The organism is Geodermatophilus sabuli (assembly GCF_010686765.1).
GTDB classification, from domain to species: Bacteria; Actinomycetota; Actinomycetes; order Mycobacteriales; family Geodermatophilaceae; genus Geodermatophilus; species Geodermatophilus sabuli_A.
In genome coordinates this window covers 152,592-166,574 of record NZ_JAAGWF010000002.1, presented here as the reverse complement: position 1 = coordinate 166,574, position 13,983 = coordinate 152,592, and the positions used below count along the sequence as shown (strand labels likewise).

The window sequence follows — 13,983 nt, the reverse complement described above, 5'->3', positions numbered from 1 at the left end:
GGACCTACATGTCCAGTCCGCCGTTGACGCCCCAGACCTGGCCGGTGATGTAGGAGGACGCGTCGGCGGAGAGGAAGTGCACCACGCGGGCGATCTCCTCGGGGTTCCCCAGCCGGCCCAGCGGGATCTTCGCGCGGAGGGCGTCCAGGACCTTCTGCGGCACCGTGTCGAGCATCTCGGTCGCGGTGTAGCCCGGGGTGACCGCGTTGACGGTGACCCCGATGCCGTCGCTCTTGCCGGCACGCTGCACCTGCATCGCCGCCTCGCGGGCGAGCGTCTTGGTCAGGCCGAACAGGCCCGACTTGGCCGACGCGTAGTTCACCTGGCCGATGCCACCGGTCTCGCCGATGACCGAGGAGATCATCACGATCCGCCCGCTGCCCCGCTCGAGCATGTGCGTCAGCGCCGCCTGGGACAGGTAGAACGCCCCGGACAGGTTGACGTCGATGACCCGGCGCCAGTCGTCGTCGGTCATCTTGAGCACGGTCCGGTCGGCGGTGATCCCGGCGTTGTTGACGAGGATGTCGAGCCGGCCGTGCTCCTCGATCACCTCGGCGACGGACCGGCGGCAGTCGTCGGGCGAGCCGATGTCCCCCCGGTGCACGCTGACCTTGCGGCCCGGGAAGGCCTGCGAGAAGTCGCTGCAGAAGGCCTCGGCCGCCTGCTGGTTCCCGCTGTAGCCGGCGGCCACGTCGGCACCCTGGGAGCCGAGGCTGCGGCAGATCGCCGCCCCGATGCCGCGGGTGCCGCCGGTCACGAAGGCCACCCGGCCGAGGAGCTTCTCACCCGTCGTGCCGGTGTGGGCCTGGGTCGCTGTCATCGACTTCTCCTCGATCTCGGAGCTCGGGTGCCGCTGCCCGTCCCCGCCCGGGGCCGGTCACGCAGGTGGCGACGGCAACGGGTGGGTACGCGGCAGCTTGATCTGAGCACGTCGGCGACGTCAATGCAGCCTGAACTGTGGCGGGGACCACACGACCACCGGCCCGGGCGTGTCGCCGTTTCGCGGCACGCGCCGGGCCGGCGGTCGTCGGACGCCCCCCGGGCCGATCGGTCCGGCTCTCAGCGCGCTCCGCCCGTCCCGGGGAGCGCCGGCGCGGCGTGCCGCACCGGGGACCCCCCGGTCAGGGCCGCGCTGCGGGTCCCGCGCATGACCCGCAGCGCCGTCCCGGGGGCGAACAGCCGCTGCGGTGGGTCGAGCAGGCTGACCACGCGGAGGAACGCCCGGCCGACGGCGGGGTCGTGCTCGGCCGCGACGTGCAGCCGTTCCAGGTACGCGTTGACCGCGCGGACCGAACGCGTCCGCGGTCCCGGGACGCCGGGGAACCGCAGGTCGCCACCCACGGCGATTCGCCACGGCGAGTCGATGACGGTGGCGGCGGCCCGGAAGAACCGGTGGGCCAGATCCTCGGTCCCCCGGTCCAGGCAGCGGCGCAGCGCGAGCGCCTCGACGGCCGCGACGCTCATGCCCTGCCCGTAGACCGGGTCGAAGCTGGCGACGGCGTCCCCCATCACCAGGAACCCCTCCGGGAAACGGCCCAGCCGCTCGTACCGGCGGCGCGAACTGGCCGGGAAGCGGAACCGCACCGCGTCGCCCAGCGGTTCGGCGTCCCGGACGACCTCGTGGATCAGCGGAGAGGGCAGCGTCGCGGTGAAGGCGGTGAAGCCCGCGTGGTCCAGCGGCGCGGCGTCGCCCAGGATGCCCCCGACGGACACGATCCAGCGGTCGTCCTCCTGGGCGATCATCACCCCTCCGCGCGGGTCCGCCGGCGTGCCGGCGATCGCGGCGCCGTCCGGGCCGGAGGCGTCGCGCCGGTAGGCGCGGGAGGCGTAGGCGAGCCCGATCGGCACCTCGTCGACCTCCGGCGCCGGGTAGCCGAGGGACTCCAGCCAGGACGGGGCGCGGGATCCCCGTCCGGTGGCGTCGACGACCAGGTCGGCCCCGAGCACCTCCGCCGCACCGCCCGCGCGCACCACCCGGAGCCCGGTCACCCGGCGGCCGTCGGCGGAGACGGCGAGCCCGGTGGCGGCGCAGCCGTCGGCGATGCCGACCCCGAGCAGGGCCCGGACACGGGCCCGGACGCGGGACTCCAGCAGGGCCCGGCTGACGCCGAGACCGACGAGGCCCGACGGCGCCTGGCACAGCAGCCGGCCGGCGTTCACCCAGCGGAACCCCGACTGCAGGTCGGCGGCGGGCACGCCCAGTGCGGTCAGCTCGGCGGTCAGCCCCGGGAAGAGCTCCTCCAGGGCCTCGCGGCCACGGGCGAGCAGCCCGTGCGCGTGCCGGCTCTGCGGCACCCCTCGCCGGTGGACGGCGCCGTCGGCCAGGACGTCGCGTTCCACGACGGTCACCCGGGCGTGCGTGACGCTGAGCACCCGGGCGGCCAGGAGCCCCCCGATGCTGGCCCCGACGACGATCGCGGAGTCGGTGTGCTCGGACATGGTGTCCTCCCTCGGTCGGTGGGAGGACGGTCCAGCGATCGGCTGTTCAGCCGACAGGCCGGTTCCTGCTCGATCCCTGCCCGGGTCCGCGCAGTTCGCGGTCCCAGAGCCAGGAGGTGACCCGGGCGGTGCCCGCCGCGAGGTGCCGCCGGTAGGTCGAGAACGGCAGGCCGAGGCGCTCGGCCGCGGCCTCCTGCGTCGGCGCGCCTCGGAAGAACGTGGTCGCCAGCGCGCGGTGCAGCCGGGTGTCCCGCGGATCGCCGGCGAGGGAGTCGGTGGCCTCGACCAGGAGGTCGGCGAGCACCTGCTCGGGGCGCCGGCCGCCGCGGACGGTGGCCACGACGCTCGAGCGGCACAGCGGGCTGCGGGCGAGCTCGGCCGGTCGCCGCCAGCAGCGCAGTGCCTCCTTGACGGCGGCCGCGAACTCCGGCTCGGAGAGCACCGCCCGCGGGGGCGCGGTGTCCGGGACGGCGGGTGCCGGGGGCCCGCTGGCGAGCTCCCGCTCGGCCAGGCCACGGAACCAGACGCCCGGGGGCACCTCCCGCCAGTCGTGCACGAAGAGGGTGTACGTCCGCGCCCCGACGGTCACCTCCCCGGCGGGGGTGTGACCGATGTAGGCCATCTGGGGCGCCCAGAACCCCGGATCGGCCAGCACCAGGACCGACACGGCCGGCCCCGGGGGCGTCGTCCAGCCCTGGGCGCACCGCACCTGGATCTGGTCCATCACCGGCGACGGACGGTGGTAGGCGCCGGGGACGACGAACGTCCGGAGCACCTCGAGGTGCTCGCCCGGCCGCAGCGGGGCCCGGCGGCCGGCGCGCGCCCACGCGGCCGCCACGACCGGGTCGACAGACAGGTCACGGGGCTCCGGCGCGCCGAGGCGCAGGGGCAGCGCGAACCCCGCGGGCCCGGACTGCCCGACACGGCGGTACACGCGGCAGCTCTCGGGGCACCGGTCGAGCCAGTGCCCGAGGACCGCCGCGGACTCCGCGCCCTCCGCTGCCGCTGTCATCCCGAGCAGCGACGTCCGGTCGGCCGGACGGTAGCCCTCCTCGTAGACGCTGGTCTCGGCCTCCCAGCGGAGGAACGGCGCGAACACCGGGTTGCGGCGGTGCAGGAACAGCAGGTCCCGCCAGGGCCGCAGCCCCGACCCGGAGTCCGAGCGCAGGCCCGCGGTGACGTGGTCGCGGATCCGCCGGTGCAGGTCGGCGTACCGCTCGGGGTCCCGCCAGCGCAGCTCCGCGTCGAGCACCTCGCGGGCGAGGTCGTGCGGGTACAGGCCCTCGGCGCCCTCCTCCACGAAGGAGCGGCCGCGCAGCCAGGCGAACGACTCGCCCGCCCCGGACCCGTCCACCGCGGCGCGCAGCAGCGACTCGGTGGTGACCCGCGCGTGCGCGCAGACCTCCAGCGCGGCCCGGTGGCCAGGGGTCGGTGCCTCGTCGACGAACCGGGCGAGCAGCGCGCGGACGACATCGGGCGCACCGGGGTCGGGCAGGGCGCCGCCGTGACGGGCCAGCAGCTCGGCGACCAGGCACAACGCCAGCGGGTGACCGCCGGCGAAGGCCAGGACCCGGTCGTGCAGGCCGGCGGGGACCCCGCGGGCGGCCAGCAGCGCGGCGGCGTCGTCCGGGAGCAGGTTGCGCAGCGCCACCACGCGCACGAGGTCGTGCCAGGCGGGGTCCAGCCGCCAGGTCTCCTCGGGTGGGTCCCGGCCGGCGAGGACGGTCACCGCCGCGGCCGGCAGGCGGGGAAGGAACTCCGTCCGCAGCCACCCCTGCAGCCCGGCACACCGCTCGAAGGTGTCCACGAGCAGCAGCGGAGGGCACCCGGCGTGCAGCGCCGGGAGGGGGTCGCTGCCCGGCCGCAGGCCCAGGTGGGCGGCGAGGGCAGCGGTGAACCCGGCCGGCGTCGGGTCGATGGTGCGGCCGTCGACGGGGATCGGCGTCGCACCCGCCGCCTCGGCGTCGCGCGCCAGCCGGCCCAGGAGCGCCGTCTTGCCGATGCCGCCGGGGCCGTGCACGAACAGGACGGCGAACCCGGGCGGGTGCTCGGCGAGGGCAGCGGCGAGAAGGGCGCGCTCGGCGGCGCGGCCGATGAACGACCTCTCGCGGGCCCGGGCCAGCCGGCCGGCCAGAGCACCGGCCGCGGCAGGCCCGGTGAGCCCCTGCACGGGCGTCACCTCCCCGGCGCGGCGCCGGGCGGAGGAGAGCCGGGGTCAGCGGTCATGCGCCTCGTCGTACCCGAGGTCCCCGCCCGGGTCGTCGCGGCTCCCGGCCGGGGGCGCGCCGCCGTGCTCCCCGGCGGGCCGGTGGTCCCGCGCACCGACCTCCTCGTGCACCAGGTCGGAGTTGTAGTCCCCCGTCTGTCGCCCCGGGTCCCTGTCCATCCCGACCACTCCTCGCCGTCGCGCCGGTGCGCCCGCCGGCCGCGGCCCGTCCGGCCGGGCGGTGCGGGCGATGCTCCCCCCGGTCGCGGCGGCTCACAAGCCCGTCCCGCGCCGCCGTCCGGCTGCGGCCGCGGGCCGGCCGAGTCGGTGCGCGGCGGCGGCGGCGAGCGTGCCGAGTCCGTTGGCCGTCAGGTGCACCAGCGCGGGAGCGAGCAGGCTGCCGCTGCCCCTCCGCAGCCGGCCGAACAGCAGGTCGGTGGCCGCCGTCGCTCCGCACGCCCCCAACACGGCGGCAGCGCGGGCGGCGCGCCGCCCCGCCAGGCCGTTGGCGTCGAGCGCCGCGAGGGTGGGCCGGACGTGCCAGAGCCCGAACAGCACCGCGTTCGCCGCCGTCGCCGCGCGGGGGGACGTCGCCGCGCGGAGGGCGGCCGGCAGGACCCCCCGGAAGGCGACCTCCTCCCACAGGACCGTGCCCAGCGGGATCCGGAGCAGGACCTGTGCGGCGACCTCGCGGGTGCCGAGACCGGCGATGCGGGCGTCGGCGACCAGCGGACGGACGCCGGGCAGGGTCACGGCGGCCGACCACCCGGCGGCGAGCAGGACCGAGGGAGGCCCGCCCGCCCGCAGTCCGGCCGACAGGTGCCGCGGCGAGAGACCCAGGTCCGCCCAGGTCGCCCCGAGCGCCCGGCCCGCTGCCAGCAGCACGCCGGTGGCCGCTCCGTTGGCCGCCACGTAGGCGCGGGTGGAGTGCGGCAGCCGGGGCACGACGGCGTTGTTCCAGGCGGTCAGGGCCGACCCGAGCACCACGGCGACCGCCCGTGCCCTCCTGCGCGTCACGGGAGGAGCATGCCCGGAGCGGGCCCGGCGACGGGATGTGTCCGCTACAGGGAGACCGCGACCGTCGCGGCGAGCTCCCGGACCGCGTCCAGGTCGGTCCGGCCGGGCGCGCCGATCAGGCTCACGGGCGCGGCGACCTGCTTCCACCGCAGCGCACCGGTGATCCGGCCGATGGCCGCCAGCGCGCCGGCCGTGTCGTCGTTGCCGTGCACGTAGACGCCGTAGGGCAGTCCCGCCGTGGCGTCGAGGCACGGGTAGTACACCGTGTCGAAGAAGTGCTTCAGCGCCCCGGACATGTAGCCGATGTTCGCCGGGGTGCCCAGCAGGACGCCGTCGGCGGCGAGCAGGTCGGCGGCTCCGGCCGACAGGGCCGGGCGCACGGTGAGCTCGGCCTCCTCGACCAGTGCCGCGCCTTCCCGGACCGCCTCGAGCAGCGCCTGCATGGCCGGTGACGGGGTGTGGTGGACGACGAGCAGGCGGGGCACGCCGGCATCCTCCCCCGGCGCGCCCGCCCCTCGTGCCGCTCCGGTCAGCGGCTCCGGTAGAGCCGGGTGGTCAGCGGCAGGAAGACCGCCGCCAGGAGGGCCGCCACCACGAGCGAGGTCACGATCGCCGTCCCGTCGGGGTCGCCGGCCATGAGCGACCGCGACGCCGTCGCGAGGATGGAGATCGGGTTGACGTCGACGAACGCCTGGAGCGGCCCGGGCAGGGTGGCGGGGTCCACGAAGACGTTGGACAGGAACGTCAGCGGGAAGATGCCCATGAAGCCGGCGTTCATCACCGCGTTCGGGGAGCGCAGCAGGAGACCCAGCACGGAGAAGACCCAGGACAGCCCGAAGGAGAAGACGACGACCAGCCCGAGGGCCGCCACGGCGCCCAGCGGGCCCCCCTCCGGCCGGAACCCCAGCGCCACCCCGACCACGATGATCACCGTGCCGGCGATGACGTAGCGGACGCTGTCACCGAGCAGCGAGCCCAGCAGCGGCGCCGGCCGCCAGATCGGCAGCGAGCGGAACCGGTCGACGACGCCCTTGGTCATGTCGGTGTTGAGCGAGACGCCGGAGTAGACGGTCGTGAACAGCACCGACATGACGAGCAGGCCGGGCAGCGTGTAGTCGAGGTAGGCGCTGGTGGAGCCGGCGATCGCGCCCCCGAACAGGTACGTGAACATCAGCAGGAACATGACCGGCGTGATCGTCACGTCGAGCAGCTGCTCGGGCACGTGCTTGACCTTGAGCATGCCGCGCCAGCCGAACGTGAGCGCGGTCGACAGCGGCCCGGGGCGGGCCGGCCGGGCGGTGGAGGCGATGGCCCGGCGGACGGCGGCGGTGTCGGCGGCGTCGGGAGCGGTGGTGGTGGCGGTCATGACGGCTGCTCCTCGAGGGTGCGCGACGACGCGTCGGCGGCGTGCCCGGTCAGGGACAGGAACACCTCGTCCAGGCTGGGCTGGTCGAGGGAGAAGTCGGCGAGACCCACGCCCGCGCGAGCCAGCTCCGCCACGCCCAGGGCCGCGCGCCCGGGGTCCGCGCAGGCGGCGGACAGCGACGCCGGGTCCGGGTCCAGAACCACCGCCCCGACCGCGCGCTCGAGCACGCGCGCGGCCTCGGCCCGCTGGTCGGGGGCGAGCAGCCGCACGCGCAGGGAGCCGCTGCCGACGGAGGCCTTGAGCTGGCCCGGCGTCCCCTCGGCGATGACCTGGCCGCGGTCGATGACGACGATGCCGTCGGCGAGCTGGTCGGCCTCCTCCAGGTACTGCGTGCAGAGCAGGATCGTCGTCCCCTCGGCCACCAGCGCCCGGGCGATCTCCCAGACCTGGTTGCGCGACCGCGGGTCCAGGCCGGTCGTCGGCTCGTCGAGGAACATCAGCTGCGGGGTGACGACGAGGCTGGCCGCGATGTCCAGCCGCCGGCGCATGCCGCCGGAGTAGTGCTTGACCAGCTTGGCCGCGGCCTCGGCGATGCCGAAGGCGGTCAGCAGTTCGTCGGCGCGGTCGCGGGCGGCGGCGCGGCCGTGCCCGAGCAGCCGGCCGAGCAGGACCAGGTTCTCCCGCCCGGTGAGCTCCTCGTCGACCGAGGCCAGCTGGCCGGTGAGGCTGACCAGCCCGCGGACCGCGTCGGCGTCGGTGGCGATGTCGTGGCCCAGCACGCGGGCCGAGCCGGCGTCGGGCGGGATCAGGGTGGCGAGCATCCGGATGGTCGTGGTCTTGCCCGCCCCGTTGGGCCCGAGGACGCCGTAGATCGTGCCGGCCGGGACGGCGAGGTCGATGCCCGCGACCGCACGGGTGCTGCCGAAGGACTTTGCGAGGCCGGTGGCCTCGACGGCGAGCGGGGCGGATCTGGTCATCGGGTGTCCTCACCTCGGGGTCGGTCGCATCGTCTCTCGACCCTCTGACCGGAACGGGGCCTCGGGGTCATCGCCCCGCCACCGATTTCCCGGCGGCGGGGCGGGTCGAGCCTCCGACCTCCAGTGCACGTGAGGTCAACCCCGCGCGCTCAGCGGCGCACGCGAGGTCGAGCCGGCACGGTCAGGCCGCCCGTCCCAGGAGGGCCAGCACCTGCGTCGCCCGGTCGGCCCCGGCGGGGGCCTCGGTGCCCGGCCGGCAGATGCCGTCCATGTACAGCGCCTCCCCGAAGCTCTGGGCGCCCTGCTCCATGCGGTCGACCTCGGCGTCGGTGAGCCCGGGCTCGATGCCGGCGGCGCGGGCGACGTCCCAGCGGTGCACGACCATGTCCCACACGTAGAACTGCTCGAGCGTGGCGCCGACCGTGGTCGGCCCGAAGAACCCGTCGTACCCGGCCGCCGCGAAGGCGTCGTCGGCGAGGACGTCGGCCACCCGGGTCGCGTGGGCCCGCCAGGCGGCGGCGGGATCGGCGTCGACGTCCGGCAGCGGGCCCAGGTCGGCCCCGCGGCCGGTGAGGAAGTCCCGCTGGGTCTCGATCAGGTGCCGGACGACGTCCCGGGCCGCCCATCCCTCGCACGGGGAGGGGTTCCCCCATGCCGCCGGCGGGACGGCGTCCAGGACGGCGGTCAGGGGGGCCGAGGTGGTCTGGTAGCTGGTCGCGGTGCTGGTCATGGGCGCAACGCTAGGGAGACGGGCACCCTGGGTCTTGATGAAACCCGACGACGACCGGACCACCGCCGTCCGCCTCGACCGCATGGACCACATGGACCGCATGGACAAGGTGGAGCGGGCCCACCTCAAGGACCCCGCGGACGCCTCCCACGTGATGTACCGCTACGAGGCCGGGCCGGAGTTCGCCGGCCTGCTGGAGCGGTTCTGGATCCCCGTGTGGTCGGTGCCCCCGGGCCGGGAGGCACCGCAGCGGGTGCTGCAGTACCCGGTGTCCCTGCTCGTGGTCGCCCCCGACTACGCCCGCTTCTACGGTGTCGTCTCGGGGCTGTCCACCACCACCCTCACCGGGGAGGGCTGGGCCGTCGGGCTCATGTGCGCACCGGCCGGCGGCTCCCTCATCGCCCGCGCACCGCTGGCCGCCTACACCGACCGGTTCGTCGACGTGGCCGACGTCCTGGGGGACGCCGGCGCACGGCTGACCGACCGGGTGCGGGCCGCGATGAGCGGGGACCCCCGCTCCGCCGGCGCGCACCGGGCGGCCATGGCGGCCTACGAGGACGCGCTGCGCCCGCTGCTGCCCGTCGATCCCGAGGGCCGGCTGGTCAACCGGCTGGTGGCCTTCGTGGAGGGCGACTCCGGCGTGACCCGCGTGGCGCAGGTGTGCGCCGAGTTCGACCTCTCCGAGCGGGCGCTGCAGCGCCTCGTGCAGCGCCGGCTGGGTCTGACGCCGAAGTGGCTGATCCAGCGGCGCCGGCTCCAGGAGGCGGCCGAGCGGCTGCGGGACCGCTCGACGACGCTGGCGGAGGTGGCCGCCGTCCTCGGCTACGCCGACCAGCCGCACTTCACGCGGGACTTCGCCCAGGTCACCGGGATGACGCCGGGTGAGTTCGCGGCCCGGCACGTGCGGTGAGGCCGCCGGCACCTTCCCGGTGGGGGCCGCGAGGAGGACGCTGGCTGGGCCCGGCCGGCGTCCCCGGCGGACCGGCCGTCACCGCCCGGGCAGGACGGGAGGAGCCCGCCGTGCAGCCCTTCGCGAACAGCCCCGACGACCTCGACGGCGAGAACGACTCCGGCCTGCTGGAGCCCGGGGACACCCTGGACGACCGGGGCGTGGACCCGCTGGACGAGGGCTGGTCGCCGGCCGATCGTCCCTGGGCGTCGAGCGACTGGGGCACCACCGGCGCGGAGGAGTCGGCCGGCGAGAGCCTGGCCGGCCGGCTGTCCCGCGAGCTGCCCGACGCCCGCGACGCCGAGGGCGACGGACTCGGCGACGCCTCCGACACCGACGGCGAGCTCCTCGACGAGGAGGTGGGCGACGTCCGCGCCGGCCGGCTGGTCGACGAGGACGACCGCGGCCCGACCGACACCGAGGCCGAGCTGCTGGCCCGGGACGGCGGCATCGACGGCGGGGCCGCGTCCGCGGAGGAGGCCGCCGTCCACCTCGTCGTCGGCGACGACCGCTGAGAGCCGCGCGCCGGGGACCTCAGCCGGGCAGGGCGATGTTGACCATCCAGGCGATCCCGAAGCGGTCGACGCACATCCCGAACTCGTCGCCCCACATCTGCTTCTCCAGCGGCACGGTCACGGTCCCCCCGTCCGACAGGGCGGCGAAGTAGCCGCGCAGCTCGTCGCCGTCGTCCCCGCTGAGGCTGACCGAGATGCTGCTGCCGTCGGTGCGGTCCATGCCCGTGGGGGTGTCCGCGGCCATCAGCGTGTACCCGGCGGGCGTCTCGAGCTGCCCGTGCATGACCTTGTCGGCGTCCGGTCCGCCGGCCGCGCCGGCCTCGCCGAAGGTGCTCACGGCGAGCTCCCCGCCGAAGACGCTCCGGTAGAAGTCCAGGGCCTGCCGGGCGGTGTCCTGGAAGCTGATGTAGGGGTTGAGGCGAGAGGTCACGGATCCTCCTCCGTTCGGCGGGCGGGGCCGTCAACCTAGCGACGCCGACGGCCGAGGAGGTGCCTCGTCCGCGCGCCGGGCGGACCCCGCGTCAGGGACGCAACCGGGAGTAGACCGCCTCCGCGTGGTCGAAGACCAGGAAGTGCCCCTCGCCGGGGAACCAGTGCGGCGCGCAGTCGGGGAGCATCGCGGCGAGCACCTGCCCGAGCGCCACGGGCACCAGCCAGTCCTGCGTGCCGTGCCACAGGTGCACCCGCTGGCGCACCGAGGACAGCGGGAAGCCCCACGGCCGGAAGAGCAGCGCACGGTCCTGGGCGAGCGCGGCCGACCCGTTCCGCAGGCCCTCGGTGAACGTGCCGGCGAGGACCCGCCGGACGGCGGGCCGGCCGATCACCCGCCGGTCGGTGGCGTTGAGCCGCACCTGGAGGTAGCGCGGGATGAGCGCCGGGCGCAGCGCGGTGGGCGCGAACACCGGCCGGAGGAGCGCGGCGGCCGGCGACGGTCGGGACGCCGCGGCCCGCATCCGCCGGGGCACCCACCCCGGCCACGGCCAGGGGACGTCGGGCGGCGGCGCACCCCCGAGCACGCCGACGGCCGGCACCCGGTCGCCGAAGGCGGACGCGCAGGCCAGCGCGTACGCGGCGCCACCGGAGAGGCTGACCACCGAGAAGCGGTCGACGGCGAGGGCGCCGAGCAGCTCGCGGACGTCGTCGGGCCAGTCGGTCACCCGCCGGCCCGGCTGCGGATCGGAGCGGCCGAAGCCGGGGCGGTCCGGCACGACGACGCGCAGGCCCCACCGCCGGTAGGCCGCGGGGTCCTCCACGTGCCGCTCCAGCCGGGAGCTCGGCGAGCCGTGGCAGCCGAGCACCGGCCAGCCGTCGGGGTCCCCCCACTCGGCGTAGGCCATCGTCCGGCCGTCCGGGAGCCGGACGGTGCCCTCCCGGGGCTGCTGCGCACCGCGACCGTCCATCCCCCGTCCCTACCCCGCCCGGACCGGTCCCGCGCGATACTCGGCACCCGGCGTCCCCGGCGGGGCCGCGCCCGACACGAGGAGGTCCCGCAGTGGGTCAGCTGGACGGCAGGGTCGCCCTGGTCACCGGCGGCGAGAGCGGCATCGGGCTGGCCACCGCCCGCCTGTTCGTGCGCGAGGGCGCGCGGGTGGCGCTGGTGGGCCTCCAGGAGGACGCCCTGGCCGCGGCGGTCGAGGAACTCGGCGCCGGCGCGGCCACCGCCGCGACGGCCGACGTGACCGACGAGGCGGCCGTCCGCGACGCCGTCGAGGCGGCGTACGCCGACCTCGGCCGGCTCGACGTACTGGTGAGCAACGCGGGCATCAGCGGCGCCAGCAGCCCGATCGTCGACTACCCGTCCGACGTGTTCGCCCGCACCCTCGCCGTCCACGTCGGCGGCGCCTTCCACGTCCTCAAGCACGGCCTGCCCCGGCTGACCGACGGCGGCAGCGTGATCATCGTCTCCAGCGTGACCGGGCTGCGCGGCTTCCCGGGCAGCAGCGCCTACGTCGCCGCCAAGCACGGCCAGGTCGGGCTGATGCGCTCCGCGGCCAAGGAGGTCGCCGGCCGCCGGATCCGGGTCAACACCCTGCACCCGGGGCCGACGTCGACGCCGTTCCAGGACGCGATCGAGATGGCGGCGACCGGGCTGCCCCGGGACCAGGCGGCCGCGGCCTTCGACGCGATGATCCCGCTGGGCCGGCACACCACGACCGACGAGATCGCGCAGGCGGCGCTCTACCTCGCCTCCGACGCGAGCGCCATGGTCACCGGGACCACCGTCGCGATCGACGGCGGTCTCAGCGGCTGACCGTCCGCCGGTCCAGGGCGACGGCCAGGGCGGGGAACAGCAGCACGGTGAGCACCCCCGCACCCACCAGGGCGGCCGCGTTCTCCCGCAGCATCGTGCCGTTGCGCAGCCCGATCTCGGTGAGGGCCACCAGCACCGGCAGTGCCGTCGCGGTCACCAGCGTGGTCTGGACGCGTTCCCGGAGGGTCAGCACGCCGCGGTAGACCAGCAGGGCCGGCAGCCCGCGGACGGCGAGCAGGAGCCCGAGGAACAGCAGCAGCCGCAGCGGCGCCCCGGCGATCGAGGCGAGGTCCAGGCTCATGCCCGAGTACACGAAGAACACCGGGACGAAGAAGCCGTACCCGACGGCGTCCAGCTTCGACTCGAGGACCGGCGAGGACCCACCCGCCCAGTGCCGGAGGACGACGCCGGCGAGGAAGGCGCCGAGCACCGCGTCGAGGTGGAACTCGTCGGTCACGGCGATCAGGGCGATGAGCAGCAACAGGGTGCCGCGCAGGGTGATCTGCGCCGTCTCGTGCTGTCCGAGCGCGACGACCGTGGCGAGCCGGCCGCCCTCGCGGACCGCACGCCGGGCCACGACCAGCAGCACCGCGAGCACCGCGACGGCACCCAGGGAGGCCAGCGCGGTGAACCGGTTCTGGGTACCGAGGAACAGCGCGATCGCCAGCACCGGGAACAGCTCCCCCACCCCACCGGCGGCCAGCAGGTACCGGCCCAGCCGGCCGGCGAGCAGGCCGCGCTCGCGGAGGACGGGCAGCAGGGTGCCCAGCGCGGTGGTCGTCAGGCCGAGCGCGACCGGCAGGAACGCACGGACCAGCCCGGCGGCCGACAGCAGGCCGACGACGCCGACGGCCAGCCCGACCGACACCGCCCAGGCCACCAGGGCCCGGCGTCCGGCGTCCTGGGCGAACAGCCGCAGGTCCACCTCGTAGCCGGCGAGCAGGAACACGAAGCCCAGGCCGACGTCGGCGAGCACCTGGACGTCCCCCGGCGAGCTCCAGCCCGCGACCTGGGGACCGACGAGGATGCCGCCGGCCAGCAACAGCACGACCTGCGGCACGGGCAGCCGCGGCAGCAGCCCGACGACGACGGGGGCCAGCAGCGACACCGCGAGCACGGCGACGAGGGCGTCGACGACGACGACACCGTCCACCGGCACTCCCGTCGCCCGCCGGCGCGGGGCGCCCCGGAGGAGCCGGATCGTGCCCGATCGAGGGGGACGCGGTCCAGGACGGCGGGTACCGCGCCGGCCCGTCGGACCCGGCGCGGCCTACCGGGCATCGGTGCCCGGCGGCCGGGCGGCGTCCACCTCCCGGAGGTGGGAGACCGCCAGCACCTGGCTGGTCGGGTACAGGACGATCTCCGCGCCGTCCCGGGAGCCGTCCGCGACGGTCAGCCAGCCCGGTGGGCCGAAGCGGACGACCCGGTGCGGCAGGTCGGCCCGACCGGCCGGGTCCTCCGGGTCCCGGACGAGGACCCTCGCCTGGTACAGGTGCCGGTCGTTGACGGTGGTGATGTCCATCGGACCAGCGT

16 protein-coding genes are annotated in these 13,983 nt (G+C 76.1%); 3 read left to right on the top strand and 13 right to left on the bottom strand.

The window, feature by feature from the left end; translation table 11 throughout:
* Window positions 1–4: 4 nt before the first annotated feature.
* From fabG to GCU56_RS00940, 9 genes are all read right to left on the bottom strand, one after another.
* Window positions 5–820, bottom strand: a complete 816-nt coding sequence (gene fabG, locus GCU56_RS00980; RefSeq protein WP_163479635.1) for a 3-oxoacyl-ACP reductase FabG — start codon at window positions 818–820, stop codon at window positions 5–7.
* Window positions 821–1,059: 239 nt separating this feature from the next.
* Window positions 1,060–2,439 carry an FAD-dependent oxidoreductase gene (locus GCU56_RS00975; protein WP_163479634.1) on the bottom strand — a complete coding sequence of 460 codons (1,380 nt, stop codon included), beginning with the start codon at window positions 2,437–2,439 and terminating at the stop codon, window positions 1,060–1,062.
* A gap of 46 nt (window positions 2,440–2,485) precedes the next feature.
* On the bottom strand, window positions 2,486–4,609 hold the full coding sequence (locus tag GCU56_RS00970) for an AAA family ATPase (protein ID WP_163479633.1): 2,124 nt from the start codon (window positions 4,607–4,609) through the stop codon (window positions 2,486–2,488).
* Window positions 4,610–4,654: 45 nt separating this feature from the next.
* Window positions 4,655–4,825 carry a hypothetical protein gene (locus tag GCU56_RS00965; protein WP_163479632.1) on the bottom strand — a complete coding sequence of 57 codons (171 nt, stop codon included), beginning with the start codon at window positions 4,823–4,825 and terminating at the stop codon, window positions 4,655–4,657.
* Window positions 4,826–4,918: 93 nt separating this feature from the next.
* On the bottom strand, window positions 4,919–5,662 hold the full coding sequence (locus tag GCU56_RS00960) for a CPBP family intramembrane glutamic endopeptidase (protein WP_345771564.1): 744 nt from the start codon (window positions 5,660–5,662) through the stop codon (window positions 4,919–4,921).
* Between the two features lie 44 nt (window positions 5,663–5,706).
* A complete protein-coding gene (locus GCU56_RS00955; RefSeq protein ID WP_163479631.1) occupies window positions 5,707–6,147 on the bottom strand; it encodes a flavodoxin in 441 nt (146 codons plus the stop codon).
* A 44-nt stretch (window positions 6,148–6,191) separates the two neighbouring features.
* Complete coding sequence (locus GCU56_RS00950; RefSeq protein WP_163479630.1) at window positions 6,192–7,028, bottom strand: ABC transporter permease; 837 nt, start codon at window positions 7,026–7,028, stop codon at window positions 6,192–6,194.
* Window positions 7,025–8,005: an ATP-binding cassette domain-containing protein gene (locus GCU56_RS00945; RefSeq protein ID WP_163479629.1), complete on the bottom strand. Its 981-nt coding sequence runs from the start codon at window positions 8,003–8,005 to the stop codon at window positions 7,025–7,027. Before GCU56_RS00945 ends, GCU56_RS00950 begins: the two co-directional genes overlap by 4 nt.
* A gap of 181 nt (window positions 8,006–8,186) precedes the next feature.
* The gene (locus GCU56_RS00940) at window positions 8,187–8,735 is read right to left on the bottom strand and encodes a TIGR03086 family metal-binding protein (protein ID WP_163479628.1); all 549 of its coding nucleotides are present in this window, start codon (window positions 8,733–8,735) and stop codon (window positions 8,187–8,189) included.
* A 37-nt stretch (window positions 8,736–8,772) separates the two neighbouring features.
* Between GCU56_RS00940 and GCU56_RS00935 the strand changes: the two genes are divergently transcribed.
* A complete protein-coding gene (locus GCU56_RS00935; RefSeq protein ID WP_239521572.1) occupies window positions 8,773–9,645 on the top strand; it encodes a helix-turn-helix domain-containing protein in 873 nt (290 codons plus the stop codon).
* A 110-nt stretch (window positions 9,646–9,755) separates the two neighbouring features.
* Window positions 9,756–10,199 carry a DUF5709 domain-containing protein gene (locus GCU56_RS00930; RefSeq protein ID WP_163479627.1) on the top strand — a complete coding sequence of 148 codons (444 nt, stop codon included), beginning with the start codon at window positions 9,756–9,758 and terminating at the stop codon, window positions 10,197–10,199.
* 19 nt (window positions 10,200–10,218) lie between these two features.
* Here GCU56_RS00930 and GCU56_RS00925 read toward each other — a convergent pair whose 3' ends face one another.
* Window positions 10,219–10,629 carry a VOC family protein gene (locus GCU56_RS00925; RefSeq protein ID WP_163479626.1) on the bottom strand — a complete coding sequence of 137 codons (411 nt, stop codon included), beginning with the start codon at window positions 10,627–10,629 and terminating at the stop codon, window positions 10,219–10,221.
* Window positions 10,630–10,720: 91 nt separating this feature from the next.
* Entirely contained in the window at window positions 10,721–11,599 is an 879-nt protein-coding gene (locus tag GCU56_RS00920; RefSeq protein WP_163479625.1) for an alpha/beta fold hydrolase, read from the bottom strand.
* A gap of 92 nt (window positions 11,600–11,691) precedes the next feature.
* On the opposite strand from GCU56_RS00920, the gene GCU56_RS00915 reads away from it, so the two are divergent.
* Entirely contained in the window at window positions 11,692–12,450 is a 759-nt protein-coding gene (locus GCU56_RS00915) for an SDR family oxidoreductase (protein ID WP_163479624.1), read from the top strand.
* Here GCU56_RS00915 and GCU56_RS00910 read toward each other — a convergent pair.
* On the bottom strand, window positions 12,440–13,603 hold the full coding sequence (locus GCU56_RS00910; protein ID WP_163479623.1) for a cation:proton antiporter domain-containing protein: 1,164 nt from the start codon (window positions 13,601–13,603) through the stop codon (window positions 12,440–12,442). The two genes, GCU56_RS00915 and GCU56_RS00910, sit on opposite strands and share 11 nt — an antisense overlap.
* 117 nt (window positions 13,604–13,720) lie before the next feature.
* Window positions 13,721–13,972 (bottom strand): hypothetical protein, encoded by a 252-nt coding sequence (locus GCU56_RS00905; protein ID WP_163479622.1) that lies wholly within the window; start codon window positions 13,970–13,972, stop codon window positions 13,721–13,723.
* Between the last annotated feature and the right edge of the window lie 11 nt (window positions 13,973–13,983).